The organism is Nonomuraea sp. NPDC050663 (assembly GCF_044456985.1).
Classification (GTDB): Bacteria; Actinomycetota; Actinomycetes; order Streptosporangiales; family Streptosporangiaceae; genus Nonomuraea.
On the sequence record NZ_JBITGL010000005.1, the window covers coordinates 102,863 to 129,846 of the forward strand.

The 26,984-nt window shown below is 70.3% G+C and carries 25 protein-coding genes and 1 riboswitch; of the genes, 12 read left to right on the forward strand and 13 right to left on the reverse strand.

All coding sequences use genetic code 11. From position 1 onward, the window contains the following. Window positions 1–386 precede the first annotated feature (386 nt). The gene (locus tag ACIBH1_RS17470) at window positions 387–800 is read right to left on the reverse strand and encodes a DUF2000 family protein (protein WP_397314787.1); all 414 of its coding nucleotides are present in this window, start codon (window positions 798–800) and stop codon (window positions 387–389) included. A 70-nt stretch (window positions 801–870) separates the two neighbouring features. Here ACIBH1_RS17470 and ACIBH1_RS17475 point away from each other — a divergent pair, with 70 nt between their 5' ends. Continuing rightward, entirely contained in the window at window positions 871–1,665 is a 795-nt protein-coding gene (locus tag ACIBH1_RS17475; protein WP_397315326.1) for an AraC family transcriptional regulator, read from the forward strand. Between the two features lie 168 nt (window positions 1,666–1,833). Here ACIBH1_RS17475 and ACIBH1_RS17480 read toward each other — a convergent pair whose 3' ends face one another. The 3 genes from ACIBH1_RS17480 to ACIBH1_RS17490 are packed head-to-tail and all read right to left on the reverse strand — an operon-like array spanning window position 1,834 to window position 4,455. Further along, the gene (locus tag ACIBH1_RS17480) at window positions 1,834–2,790 is read right to left on the reverse strand and encodes a hypothetical protein (protein WP_397314788.1); all 957 of its coding nucleotides are present in this window, start codon (window positions 2,788–2,790) and stop codon (window positions 1,834–1,836) included. A gap of 27 nt (window positions 2,791–2,817) precedes the next feature. After that, complete coding sequence (locus tag ACIBH1_RS17485; protein ID WP_397314789.1) at window positions 2,818–3,255, reverse strand: GNAT family N-acetyltransferase; 438 nt, start codon at window positions 3,253–3,255, stop codon at window positions 2,818–2,820. Window positions 3,256–3,261: 6 nt separating this feature from the next. Beyond that, window positions 3,262–4,455 carry a cytochrome P450 gene (locus ACIBH1_RS17490; protein ID WP_397314790.1) on the reverse strand — a complete coding sequence of 398 codons (1,194 nt, stop codon included), beginning with the start codon at window positions 4,453–4,455 and terminating at the stop codon, window positions 3,262–3,264. Between the two features lie 213 nt (window positions 4,456–4,668). Next, window positions 4,669–4,832: riboswitch (cyclic di-AMP (ydaO/yuaA leader) on the forward strand. 6 nt (window positions 4,833–4,838) lie between these two features. On the opposite strand from ACIBH1_RS17490, the gene ACIBH1_RS17495 reads away from it, so the two are divergent. Then, on the forward strand, window positions 4,839–6,338 hold the full coding sequence (locus ACIBH1_RS17495) for a GH25 family lysozyme (protein ID WP_397314791.1): 1,500 nt from the start codon (window positions 4,839–4,841) through the stop codon (window positions 6,336–6,338). Window positions 6,339–6,455: 117 nt separating this feature from the next. Here ACIBH1_RS17495 and ACIBH1_RS17500 read toward each other — a convergent pair whose 3' ends face one another. After that, complete coding sequence (locus ACIBH1_RS17500; protein WP_397314792.1) at window positions 6,456–8,648, reverse strand: glycosyl hydrolase family 95 catalytic domain-containing protein; 2,193 nt, start codon at window positions 8,646–8,648, stop codon at window positions 6,456–6,458. Between the two features lie 87 nt (window positions 8,649–8,735). Here ACIBH1_RS17500 and ACIBH1_RS17505 point away from each other — a divergent pair, with 87 nt between their 5' ends. From ACIBH1_RS17505 to ACIBH1_RS17535, 7 genes are read left to right on the forward strand one after another with little or no spacing between them, the layout of a single operon-like run. Continuing rightward, window positions 8,736–10,022, forward strand: a complete 1,287-nt coding sequence (locus ACIBH1_RS17505) for an L-fuconate dehydratase (protein WP_397314793.1) — start codon at window positions 8,736–8,738, stop codon at window positions 10,020–10,022. A gap of 1 nt (window position 10,023) precedes the next feature. Then, window positions 10,024–10,734 carry an SDR family NAD(P)-dependent oxidoreductase gene (locus ACIBH1_RS17510; protein WP_397314794.1) on the forward strand — a complete coding sequence of 237 codons (711 nt, stop codon included), beginning with the start codon at window positions 10,024–10,026 and terminating at the stop codon, window positions 10,732–10,734. Next, window positions 10,734–11,762 carry a sugar ABC transporter substrate-binding protein gene (locus ACIBH1_RS17515; protein WP_397314795.1) on the forward strand — a complete coding sequence of 343 codons (1,029 nt, stop codon included), beginning with the start codon at window positions 10,734–10,736 and terminating at the stop codon, window positions 11,760–11,762. The genes ACIBH1_RS17510 and ACIBH1_RS17515 overlap by 1 nt, the downstream gene beginning before the upstream one ends. Before the next feature lie 26 nt (window positions 11,763–11,788). Beyond that, complete coding sequence (locus ACIBH1_RS17520; protein WP_397314796.1) at window positions 11,789–13,246, forward strand: sugar ABC transporter ATP-binding protein; 1,458 nt, start codon at window positions 11,789–11,791, stop codon at window positions 13,244–13,246. Further along, window positions 13,243–14,229, forward strand: a complete 987-nt coding sequence (locus tag ACIBH1_RS17525) for an ABC transporter permease (RefSeq protein WP_397314797.1) — start codon at window positions 13,243–13,245, stop codon at window positions 14,227–14,229. Before ACIBH1_RS17520 ends, ACIBH1_RS17525 begins: the two co-directional genes overlap by 4 nt. Then, entirely contained in the window at window positions 14,229–14,531 is a 303-nt protein-coding gene (locus tag ACIBH1_RS17530) for an L-rhamnose mutarotase (RefSeq protein ID WP_397314798.1), read from the forward strand. The genes ACIBH1_RS17525 and ACIBH1_RS17530 overlap by 1 nt, the downstream gene beginning before the upstream one ends. 2 nt (window positions 14,532–14,533) lie before the next feature. Then, a complete protein-coding gene (locus tag ACIBH1_RS17535) occupies window positions 14,534–15,433 on the forward strand; it encodes an aldo/keto reductase (protein ID WP_397314799.1) in 900 nt (299 codons plus the stop codon). Here ACIBH1_RS17535 and ACIBH1_RS17540 read toward each other — a convergent pair. The 6 genes from ACIBH1_RS17540 to ACIBH1_RS17565 are packed head-to-tail and all read right to left on the reverse strand — an operon-like array spanning window position 15,411 to window position 22,050. Continuing rightward, window positions 15,411–16,901, reverse strand: coding sequence for a hypothetical protein (locus tag ACIBH1_RS17540; protein WP_397314800.1), 1,491 nt, complete (start codon window positions 16,899–16,901; stop codon window positions 15,411–15,413). The genes ACIBH1_RS17535 and ACIBH1_RS17540 overlap by 23 nt on opposite strands. Next, window positions 16,901–18,337: a hypothetical protein gene (locus ACIBH1_RS17545; RefSeq protein ID WP_397314801.1), complete on the reverse strand. Its 1,437-nt coding sequence runs from the start codon at window positions 18,335–18,337 to the stop codon at window positions 16,901–16,903. The genes ACIBH1_RS17540 and ACIBH1_RS17545 overlap by 1 nt, the downstream gene beginning before the upstream one ends. Before the next feature lie 18 nt (window positions 18,338–18,355). Then, window positions 18,356–19,276: a DNA polymerase ligase N-terminal domain-containing protein gene (locus tag ACIBH1_RS17550; RefSeq protein ID WP_397314802.1), complete on the reverse strand. Its 921-nt coding sequence runs from the start codon at window positions 19,274–19,276 to the stop codon at window positions 18,356–18,358. Between the two features lie 7 nt (window positions 19,277–19,283). Then, the gene (locus ACIBH1_RS17555) at window positions 19,284–19,970 is read right to left on the reverse strand and encodes a FadR/GntR family transcriptional regulator (RefSeq protein WP_397314803.1); all 687 of its coding nucleotides are present in this window, start codon (window positions 19,968–19,970) and stop codon (window positions 19,284–19,286) included. Between the two features lie 15 nt (window positions 19,971–19,985). Then, window positions 19,986–21,098, reverse strand: coding sequence for a steroid 3-ketoacyl-CoA thiolase (locus ACIBH1_RS17560; RefSeq protein WP_397314804.1), 1,113 nt, complete (start codon window positions 21,096–21,098; stop codon window positions 19,986–19,988). A 19-nt stretch (window positions 21,099–21,117) separates the two neighbouring features. Beyond that, the gene (locus ACIBH1_RS17565; protein WP_397315327.1) at window positions 21,118–22,050 is read right to left on the reverse strand and encodes an NADP-dependent oxidoreductase; all 933 of its coding nucleotides are present in this window, start codon (window positions 22,048–22,050) and stop codon (window positions 21,118–21,120) included. A 78-nt stretch (window positions 22,051–22,128) separates the two neighbouring features. On the opposite strand from ACIBH1_RS17565, the gene ACIBH1_RS17570 reads away from it, so the two are divergent. Further along, on the forward strand, window positions 22,129–23,097 hold the full coding sequence (locus ACIBH1_RS17570; RefSeq protein WP_397314805.1) for a GlxA family transcriptional regulator: 969 nt from the start codon (window positions 22,129–22,131) through the stop codon (window positions 23,095–23,097). Here the strand turns inward: ACIBH1_RS17570 and ACIBH1_RS17575 are convergent. Continuing rightward, the gene (locus ACIBH1_RS17575; protein WP_397314806.1) at window positions 23,066–24,022 is read right to left on the reverse strand and encodes a sigma-70 family RNA polymerase sigma factor; all 957 of its coding nucleotides are present in this window, start codon (window positions 24,020–24,022) and stop codon (window positions 23,066–23,068) included. The genes ACIBH1_RS17570 and ACIBH1_RS17575 overlap by 32 nt on opposite strands. A gap of 75 nt (window positions 24,023–24,097) precedes the next feature. Between ACIBH1_RS17575 and ACIBH1_RS17580 the strand changes: the two genes are divergently transcribed. Continuing rightward, a complete protein-coding gene (locus tag ACIBH1_RS17580) occupies window positions 24,098–24,910 on the forward strand; it encodes an aminoglycoside phosphotransferase family protein (protein WP_397314807.1) in 813 nt (270 codons plus the stop codon). A 95-nt stretch (window positions 24,911–25,005) separates the two neighbouring features. Then, window positions 25,006–25,461, forward strand: coding sequence for a hypothetical protein (locus tag ACIBH1_RS17585; RefSeq protein ID WP_397314808.1), 456 nt, complete (start codon window positions 25,006–25,008; stop codon window positions 25,459–25,461). Window positions 25,462–25,473: 12 nt separating this feature from the next. On the opposite strand, the gene ACIBH1_RS17590 is transcribed toward ACIBH1_RS17585, so the two are convergent. Then, the gene (locus ACIBH1_RS17590) at window positions 25,474–26,955 is read right to left on the reverse strand and encodes a hypothetical protein (protein ID WP_397314809.1); all 1,482 of its coding nucleotides are present in this window, start codon (window positions 26,953–26,955) and stop codon (window positions 25,474–25,476) included. Window positions 26,956–26,984: the final 29 nt, after the last annotated feature.

Below are 26,984 nucleotides of genomic sequence, written 5' to 3' on the forward strand. Positions count from 1 at the left end.
GAGGTCGGTGAAGACCCGGGCGCGGGCAGCGAGGGAACCGGGAGCGGAGCGCCCAGGAGAACCGGGGGAGGAGCGTGCCGGGGAGGAACGAGCGACGGGGGACGAGCGGGCAGGGGAGGGGTGGGTGGTCTGGGCGGACTGAGTGGTCTGTGAGGACTGGGAGGACTGGGAGGACTGGGAGGACTGGGAAGTTGTGGCTGATGGGGAGGACTGTGCGAACCGGGTGGACCGGGTGGACCGGGTGGACCGGGCGGACTGGGCGGACTGGGCAGCGGGGGGTTCGGGGGAGGGGTGGCTGGGGCGGGCGGTGGGAGGCACGGGGGAAGGATGCGCCGCGGACAGGCGGCCGGGGGCGGGGCGAACGGGTTCTGTGGATAAGTGGCGCCTCACGGATGCAGGGGCAGCCCCTTCATGACCTTGTCCACCGCGTTCCGCGGGCCGTACACGGCGACCCCGACGAGGTCCAGCGCGTCCGTCTCGACCCCGGCCACGGCCGCCCGGTTGTCGTCGTCGTTGCCCGTCTTGAACATCTCCTCGATGTACACCGCCACCTCCATCCCCCGCCCCGCCGCACGCTCCCGTACGGCACGCAGCGCGGCCGCGTCGGCGCCCTCGTAGACGAGCACGGGCTGGCGGAACATCGGCAGGTAGGCGGTGCCCGATGCGTCGGCGTAGGGCAGCCCCATGGTCTCGGGCACGCCACCCGCCACCGAGCTGGCCATGAAGGCGGTGACGTTGAGCCTCTGCCAGGTGGCCAGGTCGGAACGGACGACGATCGCGATCTTGGTGTCGAAACGCATGGCCCTCAGCATCGCCTGCCGTACGGGGCCGCGTCTTGAACGCTGGTGCGGCAGGCACAATGGGAGGGTGATGCCGGAGTGGGCCCGCTACTGGCGAGCGCGGCAGCAGCCCGTGGAGGCGATGCACGCGCACTTCACCGAGCACGTCTACCACCGCCACAGCCACGAGACGTACTCGTTCGGGGTGACCGACGACGGCGCGCAGACGTTCAGGTGCCGGGGCGGCAGGCACACGAGCGCGACCGGGATGATCATGGCGTTCAACCCGGACGACCCTCATGACGGCCACTCGGCGACCGAGCTCGGCTTCACCTACCGGATGGTCCACATCGGCCCGGAGCTGGTCCCCGGCATGCCGCTCTTCGCCGAGCCGGTGGTCGACGACCCGGTGCTCGCCGCCGCGCTCAGGGCGCTGCACGGCGCGCTGCTCGGCAACGCTCCGGCGCTCAGGCGCGACGAGCTGCTCGACGCGACCGTGGCGGCGATCGTCAGGCGCGCCTCGACCAGACCCGCCGCGCTTCCCATCGAAGGACTCAGGGGCGGGGCGATGATCGCGGAGAGGGTGCGGCGGCGCATCCACGAGGGCTTCCTCGACGACCTGACGGCGGAGGACCTGGCCCTGGCCGCCGGAGGCAGCCGGTTCGCGGTCTACCGGGCCTTCCAGGCGAGGTACGGCATGGCGCCCAGCGACTACCAGCGCCAGCTTCGGCTCAGGGAGGCGCGCAGGCGCATCGCGGCGGGCCGGCCGATCGGGCAGGTGGCCGGTGAGACGGGGTTCGCCGACCAGAGCCACCTCACCCGATGGTTCGGACGATATTTCGGGATCACGCCCCGCGCCTACCAGGAGGCGGGGAAGGCCTCCTAGCGTGAGGTGCGGTGGACGGACCGTGCGCTTGGACCTTCCCGGGTAGAGACGAGGATCAGGTGCTCCTCGCAGGCGCATGTGGACCCTGACGCGGGAGTGGCCGGGGCCCCTTGACGCAGGTCGGCAGGCGTACTTCCGACTGCAGGATCCGCAATTCCCTCCCGCCGATCACTTCGGGCAGAGGAAGGCTTGCTCCCTGTCCTCCGGGGCGGTGTCGCTGTCTCCGCGGTGCTCCAAGGTCCACGCCATGCAGTCGATCTCTCGGCCGGTGAAAGTCTGTAAGGATGCGCTCTCGGGCTTGAGCAGGCCGAGGGCGAGCAGCACGGCGCCGGTGGACATCAGGAGCCGCCGGGGCCAAAGGAGGGGGCTCGTGGGCAGAGAGGTCCTCCCGAGGTCGTGGGCGGAGCGCACGAGCCAGACGGCGAAGAAGACGTCGAGGTGGTGGCCGATCAGTTTCAGGTCGAGCGCGCCTGCGGCTATCGGGGCGATCAGCCCGATGACGAAGGAGAGTCCTCCGATCCTGAGCGTGGTGACGCTGAAGCAGTCGTCGCGCCGCTGGGCCAGCAGGATCAGCAGGCTCCACACCACGAACGCAACCCGGGTGAGGCCGAGGACGGCGGGAGACTCGAGTCCGGGGATCTCGTCGGCGAGATTCTCGACCCTCGACACGATGTCCAGGACGGCGAGCACGAGCAGCACGGTCCGAAGCCAGCCGGCCGCGATGCGGCTGAAGAGGATCACGAGCGGGCCCCACACCAGCAGGTACACGCCAGCCGACACGTATTCGGGCAGCTGGTCGAGCAGGAGCCAGCCGGCCGCGTGGAGCGCCGCCGCGATGTACAGCAGGCGCCGCAGCAGGCGGGGCGGAGCGGCGCCCGGTCCTGGCAGGAGGACCTGCCAGAGCATCCATGCTTTGAGCAGGCAGAGCAGGGCCAGTCCTGCGACCTGGACACCGGGCGAAGCCGGTGGAGGGTAGACGATCGCGGCGAACGAGTAAGGGGTGTCCCACGCGACTGCCAGCCAGAGGGCCCGCAGGCGGCCATCGAGCATGCTGATGACGGCGGCCGCCGCGCAGGCGAGCAGGTAGAGCCCGGCGACCACGAGCCCTAGGTGGCGACGTAACACGAAATTCCAGACCCTGGGGAGAACGGCTCAGCGAGCGTAGCGGGTGATCCACAGCCCGGGGATCACCTCGACGTCCTCCACCCATGCGAAGCCGAGCCGCTCGTACAACGATCTGGCCGGCTTGTTGTCCCGGCCCGTCGACACGACGGCTCCGCGGTCGCCGGCCCGCGTCAGCGCCTCGGTGACCAGGGTGCGGCCGATGCCGCGGCGGAAGGCCGTGGGGGCGACGACGAGCCGCTCGATGTCGAGCAGCCCGTCGTCGGCGAAGGACCAGGCGATCGCCCCGATGAGCCGCTCGTCCTCGTCGAAGGCGCCGACCCAGGTCAGCGGTTCGGCGAGCAGGTCGTCGAGCGACTCGTGCAGCGGCGGGATGCGGTCGTCGCCGATGAGTTCGGCTTCGACGGCGTAGGAGAGCCGCTGCAGGCTCCAGAGGGTCTCATCTGGAGAAATATCGGAGAGGCGCATGAAAAATCAGCTTAGGCGGACTGGCAACTCCTTTATTCCGTTGATGAAGTTGGAGCGCAGCCGCCGGGCCTGGCCGGTCTGGCGCATCTTCGGATAGCGGCGCACCAGCTGCTCGAACAGCACTCTGAGCTCGAGCTTGGCCAGGTGGTTGCCGAGGCAGAAGTGCGCTCCGCCGCCGCCGAAGCCGAGGTGCGGGTTGGGGTCGCGGCCGATGTCGAAGACGCCGGGGTCGGCGAAGACGGATTCGTCGCGGTTGGCCGAGGAGTAGAAGATCACGACCTTGTCGTTCTCGGCGATCTGCTGCCCGCCGAGCTCCTGGTCGCGGGTGGAGGTGCGGCGGAAGAGGTTGACCGGGGCGACCCAGCGCACGATCTCCTCCGAGGCGGTGGGGGCCAGCGTGGGGTCGTCGACGAGGCGTTGCCACTGGTCGGGGTGGTCGAACAGGGCGAGCATGCCGCCGGAGGCGGCGTTGCGCGTGGTCTCGTTGCCCGCCACCGCCAGCAGGAGCACGAACAGCTCGAACTCGTTGTCGGTCAGCCGCTCACCGGCCTCGGTGGGCTGCAGGAGCTTGCCGACGATGTCGTCGCGCGGCGGCGCGGCGGCGCGTTTGGCGGACAGCTCGGCCGCGTAGGCGTAGACCTCGGTGGCCGCGGCGCCGCCTTCCTCGGGGGAGGAGGCGTAGTCGGGGTCCTGGGCGCCGATCATCTGGTTGGACCAGTGGAAGAGCTTGTCGCGGTCCTCGACGGGGGCGCCGATCAGCTCGCAGATCACGTACAGCGGCAGCGGGGCGGCGATCTCGGTGACGAAGTCGATCTCGTCGGAGGGCGAGCACTGGTCGAGGAGGTCGTCGCAGATCTCGCGGATGTGCTGTTCGAGGGCGGCGATGGTGCGCGGGGTGAACCCGCGGTTGACCAGGGCGCGCCGCCGGGTGTGGTCGGGCGGGTCCTGGTTGAGCATCATCATGCGCTGGAGCTCGCGCTGTTCCTCGGGCATCTCGTTGAACAGGGCGAGTTTGCGGGAGGAGGAGAACAGCTCGGAGTGTCGCGAGACGTGGACGACGTCCGTGTGGCGGGTGACGGCCCAGAAACCTGGTTCTCCCTCGTGCCAGTAGACGGGCGCGTGGGATCTGAGCCAGGCGAGCTGGGCTAACGGCGGACCGTTTTCGGCGTATTGGTCCTGGTCAACGAGGTCGATGTGCACCGGGCCACCTCATCGCGTAGATTTGATCAAGCGCTTGGTAGACAACCGTATTGAAACGTGTTCTACCCCGCTCCTGTACGACCGTCAAGTGGTGACCCGGCGTGACTGATCCGCCACCGAAGCGTGATTTTACTTTTCCAGATTTTGGGTTTTATTCAGACTGTTATTAAGGTCCCTCGTTATCGGACGGTGATACGCCTCCACCCAGGGGGCGACGTCCGATCGCCGAATCCCCCTCCGCGGGGAACCGGGGACCCAACTTTCCGGGGTGAATCCGAGAGCCCCGAGCGCTGTGCGGCGCGCTCGAATTTCGCGGTAGGGCATCTCCTGGCCCGAACCCGTCAGCTAACCCGGTAGGCGTCCTAAGGAGAGGACCCTCCCCCTTGGATCCGATCTCGGACAAGCTGTTCAAGGTCATCGAAGCTGAACTGCCGTACAGAGAGGAAGCGGGCGGCTACACCAAGTACGGCGACTGGTATGGCGAGAACATCGCCCAGTCCGGCGGCTACGACTCCGCTGCCTGGTGCGACATGTTCCTTGCCTGGGCCGCCAGTAAGGCGGGTGTCTGGAAGTACACCGGCCAGTTCGCCTACACCCCGTCCCACGCGAACTGGTTCAAGCAGCAGGGCGCATGGTCCACGAAACCGGAGCCCGGCGCATTCGTGTTCTTCAACTTCTCGGGCGCGAGAATCAGCCACATCGGCATCGTCGAGAAGGTCGCCAACGGCAAGATCCACACGATCGAGGCGAACACCGAAGGCGTCCACCTCAAACGGAAGGTTCGCGACACGAACAGCACCATCGTGGGCTACGGCCTTCCCAGGAAGGTGAAAGTCGACGGCCTGACTTTCGAGGAGGCACAAGCCAGGGCGAAGGCCGCCGGACCCCCTCCACCCCCGACCTCGGAGGCCGAGACCGTGCCCATCGCGCTGAGCCGTACGGAGCAACCCCCTCCCGCCGGCGGCGAGGGCGCGCTCGTGGTCACCGGCGCGCTCGCCGTCACCCTCGCGGCCGCCGCCGTCCAACCCCTGCGCAAGCGCCTGAGGACCCAGAGCGCGCAGGGCCGCCACCGGGCCCGCCGACGCAGGTGGCCGATGCTGGCCGGATCGGCCCTGGCCGCCGCGCTCGCGGCCGGGATCCCCGCGATGGCCACGGCGGAACCCGCCATGGCCGCCACGGCGGGAGCCGCCACGGCGGGAGCCGCCACGGCGGGAGCCGCCGCGACGGGAGCCGCCGCGACGGGAGCCGCCGCGACGGGAGCCGCCGTCCAGGCCGCCCCCGCCGAGCCGTCCCAGCCGTACGGCGTCGACGTCTCCAACCACGACCAAGGCTTCGACTGGAGCGCCGACAACCTGTCGTTCGGCATCGCCAAGGTCACGGAGGGGCTCACGTTCACCGACGGCACCTTCGCGCGCAACTGGTCGGAGCTGAAGAAGAACGGCCTGGTGCGCGGCGCCTACCACTTCGGCCGTCCGGGCCAGGACCCGGTGCGGCAGGCCGACAGGTTCCTGGCCGAGGTGCGCAAGCACGGCCTGGAGCAGGGCGACCTGCTCGTCCTCGACCTGGAGGTCACCGACGGCCGCCCGGCCGGGGAGGTCAACGCCTGGGCCAAGCGGTGGCTGGAGCGCGTGCGCGAGGCCACCGGGGTCAGGCCGATGTTCTACAGCTCCTGGTCCTTCGCCAAGACCCACGGCGAGGGCCTGGGCGACTACCCCCTCTGGGTCGCCCACTACGGCAAGGACAAGGGCGAGGTCGAGGCGCCGCAACCGTGGAAGGAGTGGGCCCTGCACCAGTACGCCTCGACCGACCACGACCACAATGTCGCCCGTGTCTCGCCGGAGCACCTGCGGCAGCTGGGCTACCAGGCTCCACCGATCGGTTGAGCCCGATCCCCATCGGCCGGGCGATGGCCGCGAGCGTCGTCGTTCCTAGGCTGAACAGCACCGGTCCCCGTTGACCGGGCAGGGCCGCGGCCACCGCACTGGCCGCGGCCCTGCTCTTCACCCCAGCGGGATCCGGTGGCTCGAACCCGCTCGCGCCTCCACGACGGTGAGGTCGTCTCCGCAGCGCACCCGCAGTGGGCCGTCCGACCCGGCGTGCAGCACGACCTCGGTGGCGGCGCCGTCGCGCCAGGTCAGCGACACCGTCACGTTTCCCCTGGCCCGCAGCCCGTGGACCGACCCGTCGCGCCAGGCGCGCGGCAGCGCGGGCAGCACGTCGATCACGCCGGTGTGCGATTGCAGCAGCATCTCGGCGATCCCCGAGGTGGCGCCGAAGTTGCCGTCGAGCTGGAAGGGCGGGTGGGTGTCCCACAGGTTGTCCAGCGTGGACAGGCGCAGCTGCTCGGCGAGCATCGTGTGGGCGTGGTCGCCGTCGCGCAGGCGGGCCCAGAAATTGATCTTCCAGGCCTTCGACCAGCCGGTGCCACCGTCGCCTCGCGCGACCAGGCTGACCATGGCGGCCTCGGCGAAGGGCGTGCCTGGCCGGATCTGGCGGCCGGGATGCAGGCCGAACAGGTGGGAGGCGTGCCGGTGCTCGTCGCCGGGTGAGTCGAGATCGTCCGCCCACTCCTGCAACTGCCCCCAGGAGCCGATCCGCAGCCCGGGATCCAGTCTCGCCAGCGCCTGCCGTACCTCCTGCTCGTCGTCGCCGAGCGCCTCGGCGGCCTCCAGCACGTTGGTGAACAGGTCGTACACGATCTGCTGCGACATGGCGGCGCCCGCGGTGAAGTCGCCGTGCTCGGGCGAGTAGCTCGGGGACACGACCAGGCGGCCCTCGCGTTCGACCAGGTTGTCGACCCAGAAGTGGGCCAGCTCCCGCATCACCGGATAGACCGACTCCAGGTAGGTCACGTCCAGCGAGTATCGGTAGTGGTCGAACAGGTGCTGGGCCAGCCACGCGGCCGCCTCGGGGAACCAGAACGCCTCGGCGTAGTCGTGCACGCCGGTGAAGCCGAACGGCGTGGTCTCGTTGTGCACGACCCATCCGCGCGAGCCGAACATCTCCCTGGCCGTGCGCCGCCCCGGCTCGACCAGCGACTTCACGAACCGGTCGTAGGGCGCGAAGGTCTCGGAGAGGTTCGTCTGGTCGGCGGGCCAGTAGTTCATCTGCAGGTTGATGTTGACGTGGTAGTCGGCGCTCCACGGCGGGTCGGTGACGTCGTTCCACACCCCTTGCAGGTTGGCCGGGAGCGACCCGGCCCGCGAGGAGCTGATGAGCAGGTAGCGGCCGTAGGCGAAGTAGGTCGCCTCCAGCGCCCTGTCGTGCGCCGACGCTCCGCCGGTGTAGGCGGCCAGCTGCCGGTCGGTGGGGATCGGGGGCTCCTGCTGCCCGATCTCCAGCCGGACCCGGTCGAACAGCTCGCGGTAGTCGGCGAGGTGCTCCAGCAGCAGGGCCTGGTAGCCCGCGGCCGCGGCGGCGTCGACGGCCGCGGTGACCCGGTCGTGCGGGTCGTCGCCGCGGTAGGCGGGATGGACGGGCGCGTAGTCGGTGCCGGCCGACAGGATGAGGACCGCGCTGTCGGCGCCGGTGACCGACAGGTGATCGAGGTGGTCCGTACGGCTGCCGCCGGTGGTCAGCACCTGGAGCTGGGCTTCGAACCGCAGCCCGTTGTCGTCCAGCGCCCCGCGGATGGTCAGCCTGCCGTCCGAGACGGTGATCTCCGGCGCGTGCGGCGAGGTGTGGCGCACGGTGAAGGACAGCCCGCCGGGCTCCGAGGCGGCCAGCCGTCCGACGACCACGCCCCCGGGATGGGAGGCGAAGTATTCGCGCGTGTGGCCGACCCCGTCGCAGTCGTAGCGCACCCTGGCCACGGCCTCGTCGAGCGACAGCTCCCGTTCGTATCCGGAGGCGTCGGCGTGGCCGAACTCGAGCCGCAGCTCGCCGAAGGTCTGGTAGGCGCCGTAGCCGCGTTTGGCCTGGCCCAGCCGCGCCGCGACCTCCCCGGGCGACAGCGTGCCCTCGCGGTCGAGCGCCTCCTGGATCCCGGCGATCGCCCCTGGGCGCGGGGTGGCCCAGTCGCCGAAGTCGTAGCCCTCCTTGGAGCCGGGCCCGCCGGTCCACAACGTCTTCTCGTTGAAGGGCAGCCGCTCGGTGGCGACGCCTCCGTAGACCGAGACGCCCATGGCGCCGTTGCCGATCGGCAGGGACTGGCTCTCCCAGTCGGTGGCGGGCCGGTCGTACCAGAGACGCACTGAGTCCTCCGATGGTTTCGATCGCGAGTCCGCCCAATCTTGACAGGATTTCCGGAATAGCGCAGCATCATGGCCCAGATACATCCGATGTCTGAAGGGATCGCCTTGACGGCCTACGCGATCGTGGCGATGGAGAGCCATGACATCCGCTTCCCCACCTCACGCGAGCTGGACGGCTCCGACGCGATGAACCCCGACCCCGACTACTCGGCCGCCTACGTCGTGCTGCGCACCGACGACGGCCACGAGGGCCACGGGTTCGCCTTCACCATCGGCCGGGGCAACGACGTGCAGACCGCCGCGATCGACGCGCTCAGGCCGTACGTGCTCGGACGGGACGCCGAGGACCTCGGCTCGCTGTACATGGAGCTGGTCTACGACTCCCAGCTGCGCTGGCTCGGGCCCGAGAAGGGCGTCATGCACATGGCGATCTCCGCCGTGGTCAACGCGCTGTGGGACCTGAAGGCCAGGCGCGAGGGCAAGCCGCTGTGGCTGCTGCTGGCCGAGATGAGCCCCGAGCGCATCGTCGAGCTGATCGACTTCCGCTACCTGAGCGACGCGCTCACCCCCGCCCAGGCCCTGGAGATCCTCAGGAGGAACGAGGACTCCAAACAGGAGCGCATCGCCCACCTCAGGGAGCACGGCTACCCGGCGTACACGACCTCGCCCGGCTGGCTCGGCTACGACGACGAGAAGTTGCGGCGGCTCTGCAAGGAGGCGCTGGAGCAGGGTTTCACCCAGATCAAGCTGAAGGTCGGCGCCGACCTGGCCGACGACGTGCGCCGCTTCCGCGTCGCCCGCGAGGTGTGCGGCCCCGCCTTCCCCATCGCCATCGACGCCAACCAGCGCTGGGACGTGGGCGCGGCCATCGAGTGGGTCGGCGCGCTGAAGGAGTTCAACCCGTACTGGGTCGAGGAGCCGACCAGCCCCGACGACGTGCTCGGCCACGCCACCATCGCCCGCGCGCTGGCGCCGATCGCGGTGGCCACCGGGGAGCACGTGCAGAACCGGGTGATCTTCAAGCAGCTGCTCCAGGCGGGCGCGATCTCCTACCTGCAACTGGACGCGGCCCGGGTCGGCGGGGTCAACGAGAACCTGGCCATCCTGCTGCTGGCCGCCCGCTTCGGAGTCCCGGTCTGCCCGCACGCCGGCGGCGTGGGCCTGTGCGAGCTGGTGCAGCACCTGTCGATGTTCGACTACGTCGCCGTGAGCGCCTCCATGGAGGGCAGGGTGATCGAGTACGTCGACCACCTGCACGAGCACTTCGTCGACCCGGTGGTCATCGAGAACGGCAGCTACCGGGCGCCCGTCAGGCCCGGGTTCAGCGCCGAGATGCACCAGGAATCCATCGCGACCTACACCTGGAGGGGCTGAGATGAGAGCCATCGTGACCGGCGGAGCGTCGGGCATCGGCCTGGCCGTCGTGCAGGCCATGCGCAAGCGCGGCTGGCAGGCGCTCGCCCTGGACCTGCGCGGCGGCGACGTCGCCTGCGACGTGCGCGACGACCAGCAGGTCCGTACGGCTGTCGCCGAGGCGGCCGAGCGCCTGGGCGGGCTGGACATCGTCATCAACAACGCCGGCATCGGGGCGCAGGGCACCGTCGAGGACAATCCCGACTCCGAATGGCAGAACGTCTTCGACGTCAACGTGTACGGCATCGTGCGCGTGACCCGCGCGGCCCTGCCGTACCTCAGGAGGTCGCAGCACCCGGCGGTCGTCAACACCTGCTCGATCGCCGCCACGGCGGGCCTGCCCCAGCGGGCGCTCTACAGCGCGACCAAGGGCGCGGTGCTCTCGCTCACGCTGGCCATGGCCGCGGACCACGTGCGCGAAGGGATCAGGATCAACTGCGTCAACCCCGGCACCGCCGACACCCCGTGGGTGGGGCGGCTGCTGGACTCGGCCGCCGACCCGGAGGCCGAGCGGGCGGCGCTCAACGCCAGGCAGCCGATGGGACGCCTGGTCAGCGCGGAGGAGGTGGCGGCGGCGATCGTCTTCCTCGCGGGACCGGAGTCGGCCGCCACCACAGGGACGGCACTGGCCGTCGACGGTGGAATGCAAGGGCTTCGACTGAGGAGAGAATGATGAAGATCGGGTCCGTCCTGGCCGGGGTGGCGCTCTTAGGCGCGCTGTCCGCCTGCGGCACCACGAACACCCCAGCGGCGACCGGTGGCGGCGCAGGTGGCAAGGTCGGCATCGACCATCCACGGGCCGACTCCGATTTCTGGAACTCCTACATCAAGTACGTGCCGCAGATGGCGGGCGAGCTCAAGGTGGAGACCCTCAACGCCACCAACTCGCAGAACGACGTGGCCAAGCTGGTCAACAACGTCCAGACGCTCGTCGGCCAGGGAGCCAAGGCGATCGTCATGGCGCCGCAGGACACCGGGGCGATCGCCTCGACGTTGCAGCAGCTGGAGAGCAAGCAGATCCCGGTCGTCTCGGTCGACACCCGGCCGGACACCGGCAAGGTCTACATGGTCGTGCGCGCCGACAACCGCGCCTACGGCACCAAGGCCTGCGAGTTCCTCGGCGAGAAGCTGGGCGGCAAGGGCAAGGTCGTGCAGCTGATGGGCGCGCTGCAGTCGGTCAACGGCCGCGACCGGGCCGAGGCGTTCCGCGAGTGCATGCAGAGCAAGTTCCCCGGCATCCAGGTCTTCGAGGAGCCGACCGAGTGGGACGGCGGCAAGGCCGCCTCGATGCTGCAGACCCGCCTGGAGGCGCACCCCGACATCAAGGGCATCTACATGCACGCGGGCGGCGTGCACCTGGCGCCGACGCTCCAGGTGCTCAAGGCCAAGGGCCTGCTCGTCGCGCCGGAGGATCCCAAGCACGTCTTCGTCGTCTCCAACGACGGCATCCCGCAGGAGTTCGACGCCATCCGCAAGGGCGAGATCGACGCGACCGTCTCCCAGCCGGCCGATCTGTACGCCAAGTACGCCCTCTTCTACGCCAAGGCCGCGATGGAGGGCAAGACGTTCCAGCCGGGGCCCACCGACCATGGCAGCACGATCATCCAGTTGCCGAACGGCCTGGAGGACCAGCTTCCCGCGCCGCTGGTGACCAAGGAGAATGTCGACGACAAGAACCTCTGGGGCAACACGGTCGGATGACGAAATATCACGTTGAAGCTCAACGGGTGACCAAACGGTTCGGGCCGACCACCGCGCTCGACGACGCGGGCATCGCCATTACCGACGGCGAGACCCACGCTCTCGTCGGCCGCAACGGCGCCGGCAAGTCCACCCTGGTGTCGATCCTGACCGGGCTCCAGCGTCCCGACGAGGGCGAGGTGCGCTTCTCAGGACAGGCCGCACCCGCCCTCGCCGACCGCGACGCCTGGCGGCGGCAGGTCGCCTGCGTGTACCAGAGATCGACGATCATCCCCGCGCTGACGGTGGCGGAGAACCTCTTCCTCAACCGTCAGGCGAGCGGGGGCCCGATCAGGTGGGGCCCGCTGCGCAGGCGCGCCGCCGACCTCCTGGAGAGGTACGGCGTGGCGGTCGACGCGCGGGTGCTCGCCGGAGACCTCACGGTCGAGCAGCGCCAGCTCGTCGAGATCGCGCGGGCGCTGTCGATGGGAGCCCGCTTCATCATCCTCGACGAGCCGACCGCCCAGCTCGACGGGCCCGCCATCCAGCGGCTCTTCGAGCGCATGCGGGCGCTGCGGGCCGAGGGGGTGACGATGATGTACATCTCGCACCATCTGGAGGAGGTGTACGAGATCTGCCAGAGCGTCACGGTCTTCCGTGACGCCCGGCATGTCGTCACCGCGCCGGTGGCGGAGCTGCCGCAGGACGCGCTGGTCGCCGCGATGACGGGGGAGGCGGGTGGCGCCTACCGGTCCCGCCGCGACCCGGGGTCCGGCGGAGGTACGGCACGCGTCGTGCTGGCGGCACGCGAGCTCGCCCTAGCCGGGAAATATCAGGGCATCTCCCTGTCCGTCCACGCCGGTGAGATCGTCGGCGTCGCCGGTTCCGGCAGCAGCGGCAAGATCGGCCTCGCCGAGACGCTGGTCGGCCTGCACCGCCCCGACTCGGGCACCGTCACCGTCAACGACGCCCCCGTCAGCGACGTGCCCTCCGCCCTGCGCGCCGGGCTCGGCTTCGTGCCCCAGGACCGCCACCGCGAGGGATTCGTGCCACTGCTGTCGATCGCCGAGAACGCCACCATGACGATCGCGCACAAACTCGGCCGCCACGGCATCGTCGCCCCGGCCAGGCAGCGGGCCAGGGCCGTACGGCTCATCGGCGACCTCGACATCAAGACCGAAGGCCCGCACCAGCCCGTCGCCGACCTGTCCGGAGGCAACGCGCAGAAGGTGGTCATGGCCAGGGCCCTGGCCGACGACCCGAGCGCCCTGGTGGTGATCAACCCCACGGCCGGCGTCGACGTCAAGGCCAAGCAAGCGCTGCTGGGCGCCGTGGAGGAGGCCGCCGAACGCGGAGCCGGCGCCGTGCTGGTCTCCGACGAGCTCGACGACCTGCGCATCTGCGACCGGGTGCTGGTGATGTTCCACGGCAGGATCGTCAAGGAGGTGCCGCGCGGCTGGAGCGACCACCAGCTCGTGGCCGCAATGGAAGGAGTGGACGCGTGACAAGCGTGGCTCTGAGGCCGGCCGTGAAGCTCGCCAGGTTCCGCGATCTGACGCTGGTGCCGGTCATCGTCCTGCTGCTGGTCGTGGGCGCCTTCGCCAACCCGATCTTCCTGACGCCGGGCAACCTGACCAACGTCCTGCAGCAGCAGTCGGCGCTGGCCCTGGTGGTGCTGGCCGAGGCGCTGATCCTGATCTCCGGCAAGTTCGACCTGTCGCTGGAGTCGATCGTCGGCATGGCGCCCGCCGTGGCCGTCATGCTCGTCGTGCCCGCCGCCTCCAGCGGCTTCGGCATCGAGCTGCCCACGGCGCTGGCGATCCCGCTGGTGCTGCTGGTCGGCGCGGCCGTGGGCGCCTTCAACGGCTTCCTCATCGTGCGCTTCCAGCTGTCGGCCTTCATCGTCACGCTGGCCATGCTGATCGTCGTGCACGGCCTGCACCTGGGCTGGAGCGAGGGCAAGAGCCTGTTCAAGGTGCCCGAGTCGATCCTGTTCCTGGGCAGCACCACCTTCATCGGCCTGCCGGTGTCGGTGTGGTTCGTGATCATCCTGTTCGCGCTGGCCATCGTGGTGCTGCGCTACTTCCGCCTGGGCAGGGCGCTCTACGCGATCGGCGGCAACATCGACGCCGCCCGCGCGGCGGGCATCCGCGTCGACCGGGTGCTCTGGGGCGTGTTCATCCTCGGCGGCACCCTGGCGGCCCTGGCCGGGCTGCTGGAGGCAGGACGGCTCGGCGGCATCAGCGCCAACCAGGGCGTCGGCATGATCTTCATGGTGTTCGCCGCGGCGGTCATCGGCGGCGTGAGCATGGACGGCGGCAAGGGCACGATCTTCGGCGCGCTGACCGGAGTCCTGGTGATCGGGCTCGTGGAGAACATCCTGTCGCTCGTCGGGGTCGCGCCAGAATGGCGCCAGCTCATCTACGGAATGATCATCCTCGTCTCCCTGATCATCAGCCGGGTCGTCGGCGGAAAGGCACAGGACTGATGCAACGCCTCGCCCTCCGCACCCGGCTCAGACCCGGCTGCGAGGAGACCTACGACGCCGAGCACGCGCGGATCCCCGCCGACCTGGAGGCGGCCATGCGCGAGCACGGCGTGCACTCCTGGCGCATCTACCGCGACGGGCTCGACCTGTTCCACGTCGTCGAGGTGGACGACTACGCCGCGCTGCAGGAGGCGCTGCGCGACCATCCGGCCGACATCGCCTGGCAGCGGCGGATGAACCGGCTGCTCGACGGCGACTTCGACAAGAGCTCCGGTGGGCTCGCACTGGTCTGGGAGATGTGAGAGTGAAGCTCGGTTTCGGGGCCGCGCCCGTGTCGAACCTGTATGCCGCGGTCTCGGAGGAGGCGGCCCACGCCACGATGGAGGCCGCCTGGGAGGCGGGAGTCCGCTACTACGACACCGCCCCGCACTACGGCCTCGGCCTCTCGGAACACCGCCTCGGCTCCTTCCTGCGCGGCAGGTCCGGCTACACCCTGTCGACCAAGGTCGGCCGCCTGCTCGTCCCCGGCCACCCGCCGCAACGCGACACCCAGGGCTTCGACGTCGTCTCCGACCTGCGCCGGGTCTGGGACTTCTCCGCCGACGGCGTGCGCCGCTCCCTCGACGACTCGCTCAAGCGCCTCGACGTCGACCACGTCGACACCGTGCTCCTCCACGACCCCGACGACCACGCCGAGCAGGCCCTCGACGAGGCCTACCCGGCCCTGGAGCAACTGCGCTCCGAGGGCGTGGTCGGCTCCATCGGCATCGGCATGAACCAGTGGCAGGTACCGCGGCGTTTCGTCCGTGAGACCGACATCGACGTGGTGATGCTCGCCGGCCGCTACACGCTGCTCGACCGCTCCGGGCAGGACCTGCTCGACGAGTGCGCGGCGCGCGGGGTCAAAGTGCTTGCCGCCGGGGTGTTCAACAGCGGGCTGCTGGCCACCCACGAGCCGTCGGGCACCTACGACTACGCTCCGGCGCCGCCCGAGGTGCTGGGGCGGGCCAGAGCGCTCGCCCGGCTGTGCGAGAGGTACGGCATCACGCTGCCGCAGGCGGCGATCGCCTTCCCGCTCACGCACCCGGCCGTGGCGGCGGTGGTGCTGGGTATGCGCTCGGCGGACGAGGTCAAGCAGAACACCGAGCTGTACGGCACGGCGGTGCCGGAGGAGTTCTGGGTCAGGGCAGCGGACCTATCGTGAGCACCCCGGCGTCGGCGACTGACGTGGCGATGGGGATCCGTTCCATCCTGCCCGTCCCGGCATCCACCAGGTGATACTCGCTCGCGTCCACGAGCACCACATGATCGGAGTCGCGCCAGCCGAGGACGGACGGCTCCTCCAGGGGCCTGAGCGGCTGCTGGGTGAGCACGCGACCCTTCCGCGCGTCCATGGTGACCAGGACATGGCCACCGGGGCGCTCGGTCACGAAGGCCAGGGTGCGGCCATCGGGCGACAGGTGGCCCGCCGACTCCCAGAGGAGGTAGTCGATCTGGAAGAGCACCTTCGGCTCCGCGTGGCCGGGGGTGACCTTCAGGACCCGGCTCACGGTGGGGAATCCGGGCACGTCGTCCTTCTCGACGTGGTCGGCGAGCAGGACGTCACCGGAGTCGGAGATCCCTATCGCGCAGCAGGCGAGCGGGATGTGGGTGGTCCGGCCGGTCTTGAGGTCGTGGAGGACGGTTCTGGCCTTGACCTTGTCCTCGTCGGAGTCGGCCACGAGGAAGCGGCTGTTGGCCGAGAAGAGGATGACGCCGTCCCTGACCTTGTCGGAAACCGTCCGCGTGCGGCCGGTGCGGAGATCGCGCACCACGAGCTCGTCGTCCGCGGCCAGGTAGGCCAGGCTGCGGCCGTCCGGCGACACGCTGAGGTAGCCCTCGTCCTCGGCGTCGTCGAAGTCCCACGTGTTGCCCGACACGTCGACCAGCTGCCAGGGAGCGTCGCAGTCGTTGCAGGAATGAGCGAAGCGGATCGGCTCCTTCAGCTTCTCCGGCAGGCGGCCCTGCGCTTCGCCCACGACTTCGGGCTTCGCGTCCTCCGTCACCGTCTCCTCGACCAGCGCGGGTGGCCGCACCACGCTGAGCGGGGGCTGCTCCTGCTCCGTGCCCGACACCGAGACCATGACCGCCGCCACCATCAGCAGCCCGAACACCGTGCTCGCCGCCAGCCAGCCCTTCAGCGGCGACCTGACATCCGTCGGCGGCGGCTCCGCCGGGGGATGGGCGGGCGCGGCCAGCCTGGCCATCTGCTCCCGCAACCGCGCCGAGGTCCCGCTGGGCTCCAGCTCGCCCAGCAGCCGCCCGGCCTCGTCCTGGCCGGCATCCAGCTCCCACCGGGCCGCGTACACGGCGCGGGGAGTCTCGCGCCAGATGTGGAAACACGCCACCGCCAGGGCACGCCGCTCCGCTTCGAGCTCCCACAGGACACGCGGCAGCGCCCAGTAGGCCGGGTCGTGGCGCCGGGGCCGGAACCCGTCGAGATACTGACGCAGCAGGAACTCGTACAGCCGGTCGCGCGGGTTGCTCCTGGAAACGGTCGTCCATCGGGTGCGGACGTGCTCCATCGCCTCGCGGGCCAGCTCGGTCGCCTGGCCGTGATTGCCGACGAGAAGGTAGGCGGTGCCGACCAACTCGTCACGAACTTCGCCGCGAAATTCGAGAAAATCCCCCATCAGCGCATGGCGCCTATCGCCAGCCCGTCGACTTCGCCGATCTCGTCCGGCGCCGCGACCGTCCTGGTCCGGCCGGTGGCGGCGTTGACCAGGTGGAGCCCGCCGGAGTCCCGGATGAGCACCTGCCCCCCGTACCGCCATCCGACGATGACGGCCGTCGAGGGGTCGACGGCCGTCATCCGCCTCCGGTCGAGCTCGCGGCCCGTCCGCGCGTCGACCGTGACCAGGGTGCGCACGGAGATGAAGGCCATCGTCCGCCCGTCCGGCGACAGGTGGCCGCCGCTGACCGCGAGGTCGCGGGGCAGGATGAAGGAGGTGGAAGCCACCTTGCCGGGAACGATCGCCGTGACCTCGTCGCCGTCGGCGATCAGCGCCCTGCCCGAATCGGAGACGCCGAGCCCGCGCGCGGACCAGGTCACGTTGGTGACCTGCCTGCCGGAGCGGGTGTCGTACAGGACAGGCCCACGGCCGGAGGTCACCAGCAGCCAGCGGCCGTTGGCCGAGAAGAAGTAGTCGAGCGCGCCGCCCTTGCCGGTGACGGCCCTGGTGGTGCCCTCGCGCAGGTACCGGATCATGACCTTCTGGCTTCGAGGCGCCCGATAGACCAGCATCGTGCCGTCCGGGGAGAGGCCGATTCGCGCGCCCGGCACCGCTTCGCCGAACACCCAGCGCCGGCCCGATTCGCCGACCAGCAGCCAGGCGTCGCACGCGGGACAGTCGAAGGCGTAGCTGATCGGCTCGGAGAGCGTGTCAGGCAGCGGTTCGGCGACGAGGCCGGGCTCGATCACCATGGGCGCGGGCACGCCCTCGTAGATGCGCACGGCCTCCGGCGGTCCCGAGGTGCCGATCGACGGCAGCCCGGCGAGCAGGAGCACGCCGACGAGCCCGAGCGCGATCAGCACCGGGCCCTTCTTGCGCCTGGGCCGTACGGCATGCGGCACGTGCGGGGCAGGGGGAGGCGCGGCGACGGTGAAGGTCACCGGCGGGCGGCCGCCGGCGATCTCGTCCAGTGCCTCGCGCAGCTCCGCGGACGATCCGCCGGGCAGCAGGTCCTCGGCCAGTCGCCTGGCCTCGGTCCCGCCCTGGCCCGGCTGCTGCCGGGCGGCGAGGAAGGCGCGCGACTCCTCGGGCCAGATGCGGAAGCAGGCCGCCATGAGGGCACGCTGGTCGGGTCGCAGCCGCCACCAGGCGCGGGGGAAGGCCCCGTACTCCATCCCGGCTGGTTCGGGGTGACTGTTGTCCAGGTATTCGGCCAGGAGTAACTCGTAAAGGCGATCACGCGCGTCGTCGGCGTGGATCACGTGCCATCTCTGGCGGAGGCCCCCGAGGGACCTGGAGGCCAGGGACGCGGCCTCTCCGGCGTGTCCGGTGAGCAGGTAGGCCGTGCCGGCCAGCTCGTCACCGATCTCCCAGGTGAATTCTAAGAAATCCCCCATGGGTCGAGAGTAAGTCCTTTATGTGGAGAAAAGCAGCCAAGACTGGGATTCGCCGGGCTCGTAACAGGAATTCAGTCTTTTCCCTATCACGCCAGGCAGGCCCTGATCGCGGGCCGCCTGCCGTACGGCCTCGAACTCGCCCGGCCACGACGGGGCGGTCTGCCAGCGCGGGCCCGAGATCTCCAGCGACTGCAGGGTCTCGCGCCGGCTGCTGAACGGCAGCCCGGTCAGCAGGTGGCCGTCGTAGTAGAGCAGGTCGTAGCAGACGTAGATCTCCGCGCCGCCGAGGGTGACGAGCTCGCCGTCGAGGACGGCGCTGCGGCTGCCGAACGACTCGGCCAGCGGGCGCAGGAGCTTGACCTCGGTGCGGCCGCCGTCGATCGTCGCGAGAGTGCGCCGACCGCCCCAGGCGAACTCGAAGGCGTAGTCGCCGGGACGCCTGGGAGCCCTGGCCCGCTCGGCCGGCAGCATCGGATCCAGCGCGGGCATGGGGTCCCTGGCCGGGGGATCCATGCGGTGGATCATCCAGTTCTTCCCGTGGGTCTGGAAGAGCACGAACCTGCCCTGGGCACGGGAGCCGTTCAGGACGATCTTGACCTCGCGCTCGCTCCACTTCTCGCACGTGTAGGTGCCGCGGTCCCAGACCGTCATGCTGCCGCCGCCGTACTCACCCTGCGGGATCTCGCCCTCGAAGGTGAGGTACTCCATCGGGTGGTCCTCGGTGTGCACGGCCAGGTGGTTGACCTTGGGGTCGGGCGGCAGGCCCTTGGGGATGGCCCAGGAGGCGAGCACCCCTTCGCGCTCCAGGCGCAGGTCCCAGTGGAGCGAGCGGGCGTGGTGCTCCTGGATCACGAACTGGTCGTCGTCGCCCTGCAGGGGCTCGCCGAAGGGCTCGGGGGTGCGGCTGGGGTCACGCTTGTCGCGATATCGATCCAGCATGCACGGGTCATACCCGGCGAAGCCACTGTTCCACGCCCGCTATGTGGATGGTCGCCCACGAACGGGCCACCTCGGGCTGGCGGGCGGCGATGGCGTCGTAGATGGCGGTGTGCTGCTCGATCGTCTTCTCCAGCGCGCCCTCCTGGGTCAGGCCGCGCCAGATCCGCGCCCGCTGGGTGGGCCCGGCCAGCGACTCGACGAACGAGCAGAGCACGCTGTTGCCCGAGCCGCGGGCGATGCGGTGGTGGAAGCGCAGGTCGTTCTGGACGAGCTGCTCGATGGTGGGGTCGGCGGGCAGGTCGTCGAGGATCGCGCGCAGCTCGGCGATGTCGTCGTCGCTCATCAGCTCGGCGGCCATCGCGGTGGCGGCGGGCTCCAGGATGCGGCGCACCTCGAAGAACTGGATGACCGTGTCGTCGCGGTGCAGGTCGAGCACGAAGGAGAGAGTGTCGAGCAGCAGGCCGGGCTCCAGGCTGGTGACGTAGGTGCCGTCGCCCTGGCGCACGTCGAGCACGTTGATCAGCGCCAGCGCCCTGACGGCCTCGCGCAGCGAGTTGCGCGACAGGCCGAGGCGTTCGGCCAGGTCGGCCTCCTTGGGCAGGCGCGCCCCCGGCGCGAGCTCGCCGGACAGGATCATCTGCTTGATCTTGTCGATCGCGGCGTCGGTGACGGCCACCAGCATCCCCCTAGACATCGGATGTCTAGGAGTCTAGAGCCTTTCCAGGATCGTGGCGGTGGCGAGCGCCCCGCCCGCGCACATGCTGACCAGGGCCGTCGCGGAGTCGGAGCGTTCGAGCTCGTGCAGCGCGGTCGTGATCAGCCGGGAGCCGGTCGCGCCCACGGGGTGGCCGAGCGCGATCGCGCCGCCGTTCACGTTGACGCGGTCGAAGTCGGGCTGATGCACGCTCGCCCACGACAACACCACGGAGGCGAAGGCCTCGTTGACCTCGAAACGGTCGAGGTCGGCCACGCTCATCCCGGTACGGCCGAGCACCTTCGCGGTGGCGTCGACCGGGCCGTCGAGGTGATAGTGCGGCTCAGATCCGACCAATGCCTGGGCCAGGATGCGGGCGCGCGGGCGCTTGCCGTACCTCTGGGCCGCCTGCTCGCTCATCAGCAGCACGGCGGCGGCGCCGTCGGAGATCTGCGACGAGGTGCCCGCCGTGTGCAGGCCGTCGGGCATGACCGGCTTGAGCTTCGCCAGGCCGTCGGCCGTGGTCTCGCGTAAGCCCTGGTCGCGGTTGACACCGTTGACCGCGACGATCTCCCGCTCGAACCGCCCGTCGGCCCAGGCCTTGGCGGCCAGCTGCTGTGAGCGCGCCCCGAACCAGTCGAGCCGCTCGCGGGTCAGCCCGCGCCGCCGCGCGATGCGCTCGGCGGCGGTGAACTGGTCGGGCAGGTCGATGCTCCAGTCGTCGGGCCTGGGCGAGGCGGGCATCACGTTGCTGCCCAGCGGGGCGCGGCTCATCACCTCGACGCCGCAGGCGACGCCCACCTCGATGACGCCCGCCTGGATCAGGGCGGCGACCAGGTGCACGGCCTGCTGCGACGAGCCGCACTGGGCGTCGATCGTGGTGACCCCGGTGGAGTACGGCAGGCCCGCGTACAGCCAGGCGTGGCGCCCGACGTGCCCGCCCTGCTCGCCCGCCTGGGTGACGCACCCGGCGAAGACCTGCTCGACCGTGGCCGGGTCGATCTCCGCCCGCTGCACCAGGCCGTTCAGCGCGGCAGCGAGAACCTGTTGCGGTTTCAGCTCGGACAACCAGCCGTTCCGCTTGCCGATGGGGGTCCGGACGGCTTCGACGATCACAGGTGTGCCCACGCGCTGAATGTAACGTGTTCTAGTTAGTCAGCACAATCTTGCCGGTGGTGCGATTGCTCTCGCCCAGCTCATGGGCCTTGGACGCCTGGGCCAGCGGCAGCACGGTGTCGACGTGCACCTTCAGCTCGCCCCTCGCCGCCAGCCCGGCGATCGCGGTCATCGCGGCGTAGTCGGGCTCGACCAGCATGTCCTCCGAGCGCACGCCCAGCCTGCCCGCCTCGGCCACCAGCTCGGAATGCACGTCCGACAACACCAGCGACACGATCACGCCGCCCGGCCTGAGCGTGCGCAGCGACCGCATGCCGTACTTCCCGCCCATCGAATCCACCACCACGTCCACGTCGCGCACGGCCTCGGCGAAGTCGGTGGTCCGGTAGTCGATCAGTTCGTCGGCGCCCAGCCCGCGCAGGAAGTCGTGCTTGGCGGCGCTGGCCGTGCCGATGACGTGGGCCCCGCGCGTCTTGGCGATCTGCACGGCCAGGTGGCCGACGCCGCCCGCGGCCGCGTGGATCAGCACCCGCTGGCCCTTCGTGAGCCGGGCCGTGTCGATGAGGGCCTGCCAGGCGGTCAGCGCCGCCAGCGGCAGCGCGCCCGCCCGCACGTGGTCGAGCTCGGCCGGCTTACGGGCGAACGTCCGCGTCGGCGCGACGACGTACTCCGCGTAGGCGCCGTTGGAGAAGGGGTAGCGCAGCATGCCGAAGACCTCGTCGCCCGGCTTGTAGAGGGCGGCGCCCGCGCCCACCTCCTCGACGACGCCCGAGACGTCCCAGCCCAGCACGAACGGCGGGTCGCCGAGCGCGCCGCCGTACTCCCGGTACTTCCAGTCGGTCGGATTGACCCCGGCCGCCCTGACCCGGACCAGCACCTCGGTGGGCCCCGGCTCCGGCCGGTCGACCTCGACTTCCCTCAGGACCTCCGGCCCGCCGAGCCGGTCCTGGCTGATCGCGCGCATCTTCATGCCCCCGACCCTGTCAGCCGGGCGATCATCCCGGCCAGTGGCCCATGGGACATGATGTGCAAACATTGGGCCATGCAGCGCGTGGTGGTCCTGGCCCTGGACGGCGTCATCCCCTTCGAGCTCAGCGTGCCCGACCGGATCTTCAGGGCCGCAGGACCCGGGCTCTACGAGGTGCTGACCTGCTCGCTCGACGGCGCACCCGTGCGCACCGACGCCGACTTCTCGATCGCCGTCGAGCACTCCATGGAGATCATCGCGACCGCCGACATCCTGGTCGTCCCGCCGTCGGAGTGGTTCGGCGACGTCACGGGGCCCGACCGGCTGCCCCCGGCGCTCCTGTCGGCCCTCACACTGCTGCGACCCGGCGCACGAGTCGCCTCGATCTGCATCTCCACCTTCGTGCTGGCCGCCGCGGGCCTGCTCGACGGCCGCCCCGCCACCACCCACTGGGCCAGGGCCGCCCACTTCAGCAGATGCTTTCCCCAGGTACGGCTGGCGCCCGAGGTGCTCTTCGTCGACGACGGCGACGTGCTGACCTCGGCGGGCGCCGCCGCCGGAGTCGACCTGTGCCTCCACATCGTCAGGCAGGACCACGGCAGCGACATCGCCAACCGGGCCGCGCGCAACTGCGTCGTGCCGCCCTGGCGCGAGGGCGGGCAGGCACAGTACATCGAGCGGCCGGTGCCCCTGCCTGGCGACTCCGGCACCGCCCCCGCCCGCGAGTGGGCGCTTGCCAACCTCGGCCTGCCGCTCCACCTCGACGACCTGGCCGCGCGCGCCAACATGAGCCGGCGCACCTTCACCAGGCGCTTCCGCGAGGAGGTCGGCCTCAGCCCCGGACAGTGGCTCACCACCCAGCGCGTCGAGCTCGCCCGCCACCTGCTCGAAAGCACGGACCTGCCCGTCGACACGATCGCCTCGCGCGCCGGCTTCGGCACCTCCGCCTCGCTCAGGCAGCACCTCAACGCGGCCTGCGGCGTCTCGCCGCACACCTACCGGCGCACGTTCTCTACACGGAGTCGGGCAGCCCGAACACCTTGAACAGCGACAGGTCGAAGAACTGGCTCACGTGCTTGACCTTGCCGCCCTCCAGGGTGAGCACCGGGATCGCGAACGGCTCCCCCTTGTAATACATGCCGAAGGCCGCCTGCCCGTTGGCCTGCGCCGCGACCAGCTGCAGATCGCCCGCGCGCTTGGCCGGGCACCAGTTGGCGATGAGGCCGGCGATGTTCTCGGGGCCTTGGTACCAGCAGACGAAGGGCGGCATCTCCCACACGGCGTCCTTCGTGAACAACTCCACGATGGCGGCCATGTCGTAATCCTCGAAGGCCCGGACGTAGCGGTCGAGGATCTCCTTGCGCTCGTCGGCCGTCGGCTCGCTGAGATCGTCTTCGGCCAGGCCCGCCTGCTCCAGCTGCGCCTTGGCCCGCTGCAGCATGCTGTTGACCGCGGTCGTGGTCGTGCCGAGCACCTCGGCCACCTCCGCCGCCTTCCACTGCAGCACCTCGCGCAGCACCAGCACGGCCCGCTGCCTGGCGGGAAGATGCTGCAGCGCGGCCATCAGCGCCAGCCGGATCGACGAACGCGACGTCACCACGTGAGCGGGATCGGCACCCATCGAGTCGGCCCCGACCATCACGTCGGGGATCGGCTCCAGCCACGGCACCTCGTTGTCGCTGACCAGCTCCTGGACCGGATCGGCGCTCGGCTGGCCCAGCCCCGTGGGCATCGGGCGCCGCTTGCGGCTGTCGAGCGCGGTCAGGCAGGTGTTCGTGGCGATCTTGTACAGCCACGTGCGCATGGACGCCCTGCCGTCGAACTTGTCGTAGGCGTTCCACGCTCGAAGATAGGTCTCCTGGACCAGGTCCTCCGCGTCGTGCACCGAGCCCATCATCCGGTAGCAGTGCGCGATCAGCTCGCGCCGCAGGGGGTCGGCTTGACGAAGGAACTCATCGTTGTCCGTCATGCCTCCTGTATAGACGACGCCACCGACAATTCCCCAAAGACTTCACCACGATGCGCCCCTGATTGACTGACCTGCGTGGAAACCTCATTGCTGTACGTCGCCAGGACCCTCCTGCCGGGCGTCTCCCTCGAAGCCGCCCGCCACGAGCAGGGCGGCTTCCACGACGTCGTCCTCGTGCCGGGCGTCGCCGCCGTACGCATCGCCCGGACCGGGCGCGCGGCCCGCGAACTGCCCCGCCGCACCGCCCTGCTCGACCGCCTCGCCGCCCAGGACCTCCCCTTCCAGGTGCCGGTGCCGCTCGGCCCGGTGACCGAGGTGCACGGCCGTACGGCTGTCGCGGTGTCGTGGCTCGACGGCCAGGCGCACCCCAAGGGCAGCGGAGACCCGGCGGAGCTGCGCGCCGTGCTCGACGCGCTCGCGGGCGTCGACCTGGCCAAGCTCGACGACCTGCTCGGCGTCCCCCACACCTACGCGGGCGGGGAACGATGGGCCGAGATCATGTTGGAGCAGGTCGCCCCGCTGCTCGGCGGCCAGGCGGGCGAACGCATCCAGGCGGCGCTCGACCTGCCCGCCGTGCCGCCGGGCCTCGTGCACGGTGACCTGGCCGGGCACAACATGCACTGGAGCGCCGACGGGCGCCTGATCGGGATCCTCGACTGGGACTTCGCCCAGCCCTACGACCCCGCCGTCGACGTGGCCTGCCTGGCCTGGCACGGATGGGACACCGTGCGCGCCGCCGTCGACGAGGAGACGTACCGGCGGGCGCGCGTGTGGTTCATGACCTTCGGGCTGGAACAGGTGGCGGTGGCGCTGCTGGAGGAGGCCCCGGAGGACGTCGTCGCGCAGCAGGTCGAGCGGGCACGCCAGTGGATGGAGCGCACGTCCTAGCACCTGGACATACCCTCGCCATACCGCCGATCCCTAGCGTTCTTCGCGGTGCTCCGAGCACCACGAAGAACGCCCATGGAAAGGATCGGACTCTCATGCGGAAGCTCATCCGCTCGAAGATGCTCACCACCGTCGTCGGGATCTCCGCGGCCCTCGCCGTCCTGACGCCGGCCACGGCCGCCACCGCCTCCACCGGCTCCTGGACCACCACCTCGGCCGGCTGCAAGGAGAAGTGGAGCAAGCTGAACACCAAGGACGGCTTCGTCAGCTACGTGCTCACGCTCTGCACCAACGGCTACGGCGAGGCGCGCGGCAGCGTGACGGACACCAAGAACGACGTCTGGACCGCCGTGGCCGAGGTCTCCTTCAAGAAGAGCAACGGCAACGAGATCGCCGGCTGGTACAAGGAGGCCGGGCGGAACAAGGGCCACAAGAGCTTCAAGTGGACCCTCTCCCGCACCACCCTCGACCGGATCACCATCCGGGCCAAGCGCTGCCTTCCGAGCACCATCGTGTGCAACAACACCAAGACGTACACGATCTACCCGTGACGCGTCCCGGGCTCAGTGCTTGTCGACGCAGACCGTCATCGGCGGCATCCGCCACGTCCAGTAGTGCGTCCCCACGCCGCCGCACGCGCTGCCGTCCTTGCTCTCGTCGTTCCTGACGACACGCCGCACCGTGTAGGTCCTGGGGGCGCCGCACTTGGCGAAGTCGACGTACTCCTCGTCCTTCGTCCACTTGTAACAGTGGTTGCGGCCGAAGTGGTAGGCGATGCAGTACGTGACGTCGCCGCGGTCGAGGAAACGGTGGTTCGTCTTGCCGTCGCAGTACTCGCCCAGACGGACGATGTGGGCGACACGGTAGGGGGCGCCGTCGTTGCAGCTGTCGACGGCCGGGCGCTTCGGCAGGCCGCTCAGGCAGTCGCCGACCTCGAACTCGGGCTTCTCCTCGGTCGGCGTGGGGGTGGGAGTGGGGGCGGGAGGGGGCGTGTAGACCTCGGTGGGCGTCGTGGTGACGTCCGGAGAGTCGGTCAGGGCCGCACGGACGTTGTTCTTCAGCACGTTCTTGCCGACGACGAAGAGCACCACCAGCGCGATCGCACCGGCGGTGGCGGCGATGCCCACCATCTTCGCCCGCCCGGAGGAGCCCGCCCGCCCGGAGGAGGCCGCCTGCCCGGAGGAGCCCGCCTGCCCACCGGGAGCAGCGGCCTTGTCAGTCCCCGGCCCGGCGGTATCGGGCGTTCCGGCGGCGGCGCCGTGGGGCGCTCCCACAGCGGCCGCCTCCCGTAGCCGAGCCGCCCACTGCGAGAGCACCGGCCGGCTGAACGGCGGCTGCTGAAGCGCAGCCGCCGCCAGATCCGCCACCCCGCCCCCGAAGGCCCCCAACCGGCGCCCATCGACCGCCCCCGGGTCCCGCGTCAGCACCCGCACGACCAGCAACGCGAAGAGATACCCATCACTCTGAGGCGTCCCCAGCGGCTCGTCACCAGGCAGCGGCACGTCGGCAGGGACCAACGCGTGCGCCCCGCCCATCCCCATCGTGTCGCAGCCGACGAGAAAGCACCCCGGCTCCCCACCCACCGCGAACAACACACTCCGGGGCGACAGCCCGCCCACGACGATCCCCATCGAATGCAGCCGGACCAAGCTGTCGGCCAGATCCGCCAGAACCAGCAACCGCTCCCGGTCGGAGCCCCCCTGGTCGCGGATGAGGTGCTCCAGCGTCGCCGGCTCCCGCACATCGCGCAGGAACCGGTGCGGCACCGCCCGCATCAGAAACCCGACGACTGCCCCGTCCATCTCCACCGTCTCAGCAGGCCACGCCGCCTTCTCACCCAACCACGCGGCGTCGGGAGGAGAGAGCCTTCCGGCGAGCTGGGTCATCGCGGTGAGCACGGGCACCTCGACGGAAGTGCCGGGGTCGAACTCCTTGTAGACGGCGTCCCACCGGCCGTTGATCTTTCCGCTGAGCTCCTCGTGGAGCACCCCCTGGCCTTCACGCCCGAGGGGTCGCCCGAGGGTCAGCCGTGCGCGGTCCATCATGGGTTTCCACACCTGGGCTTGACCATGGA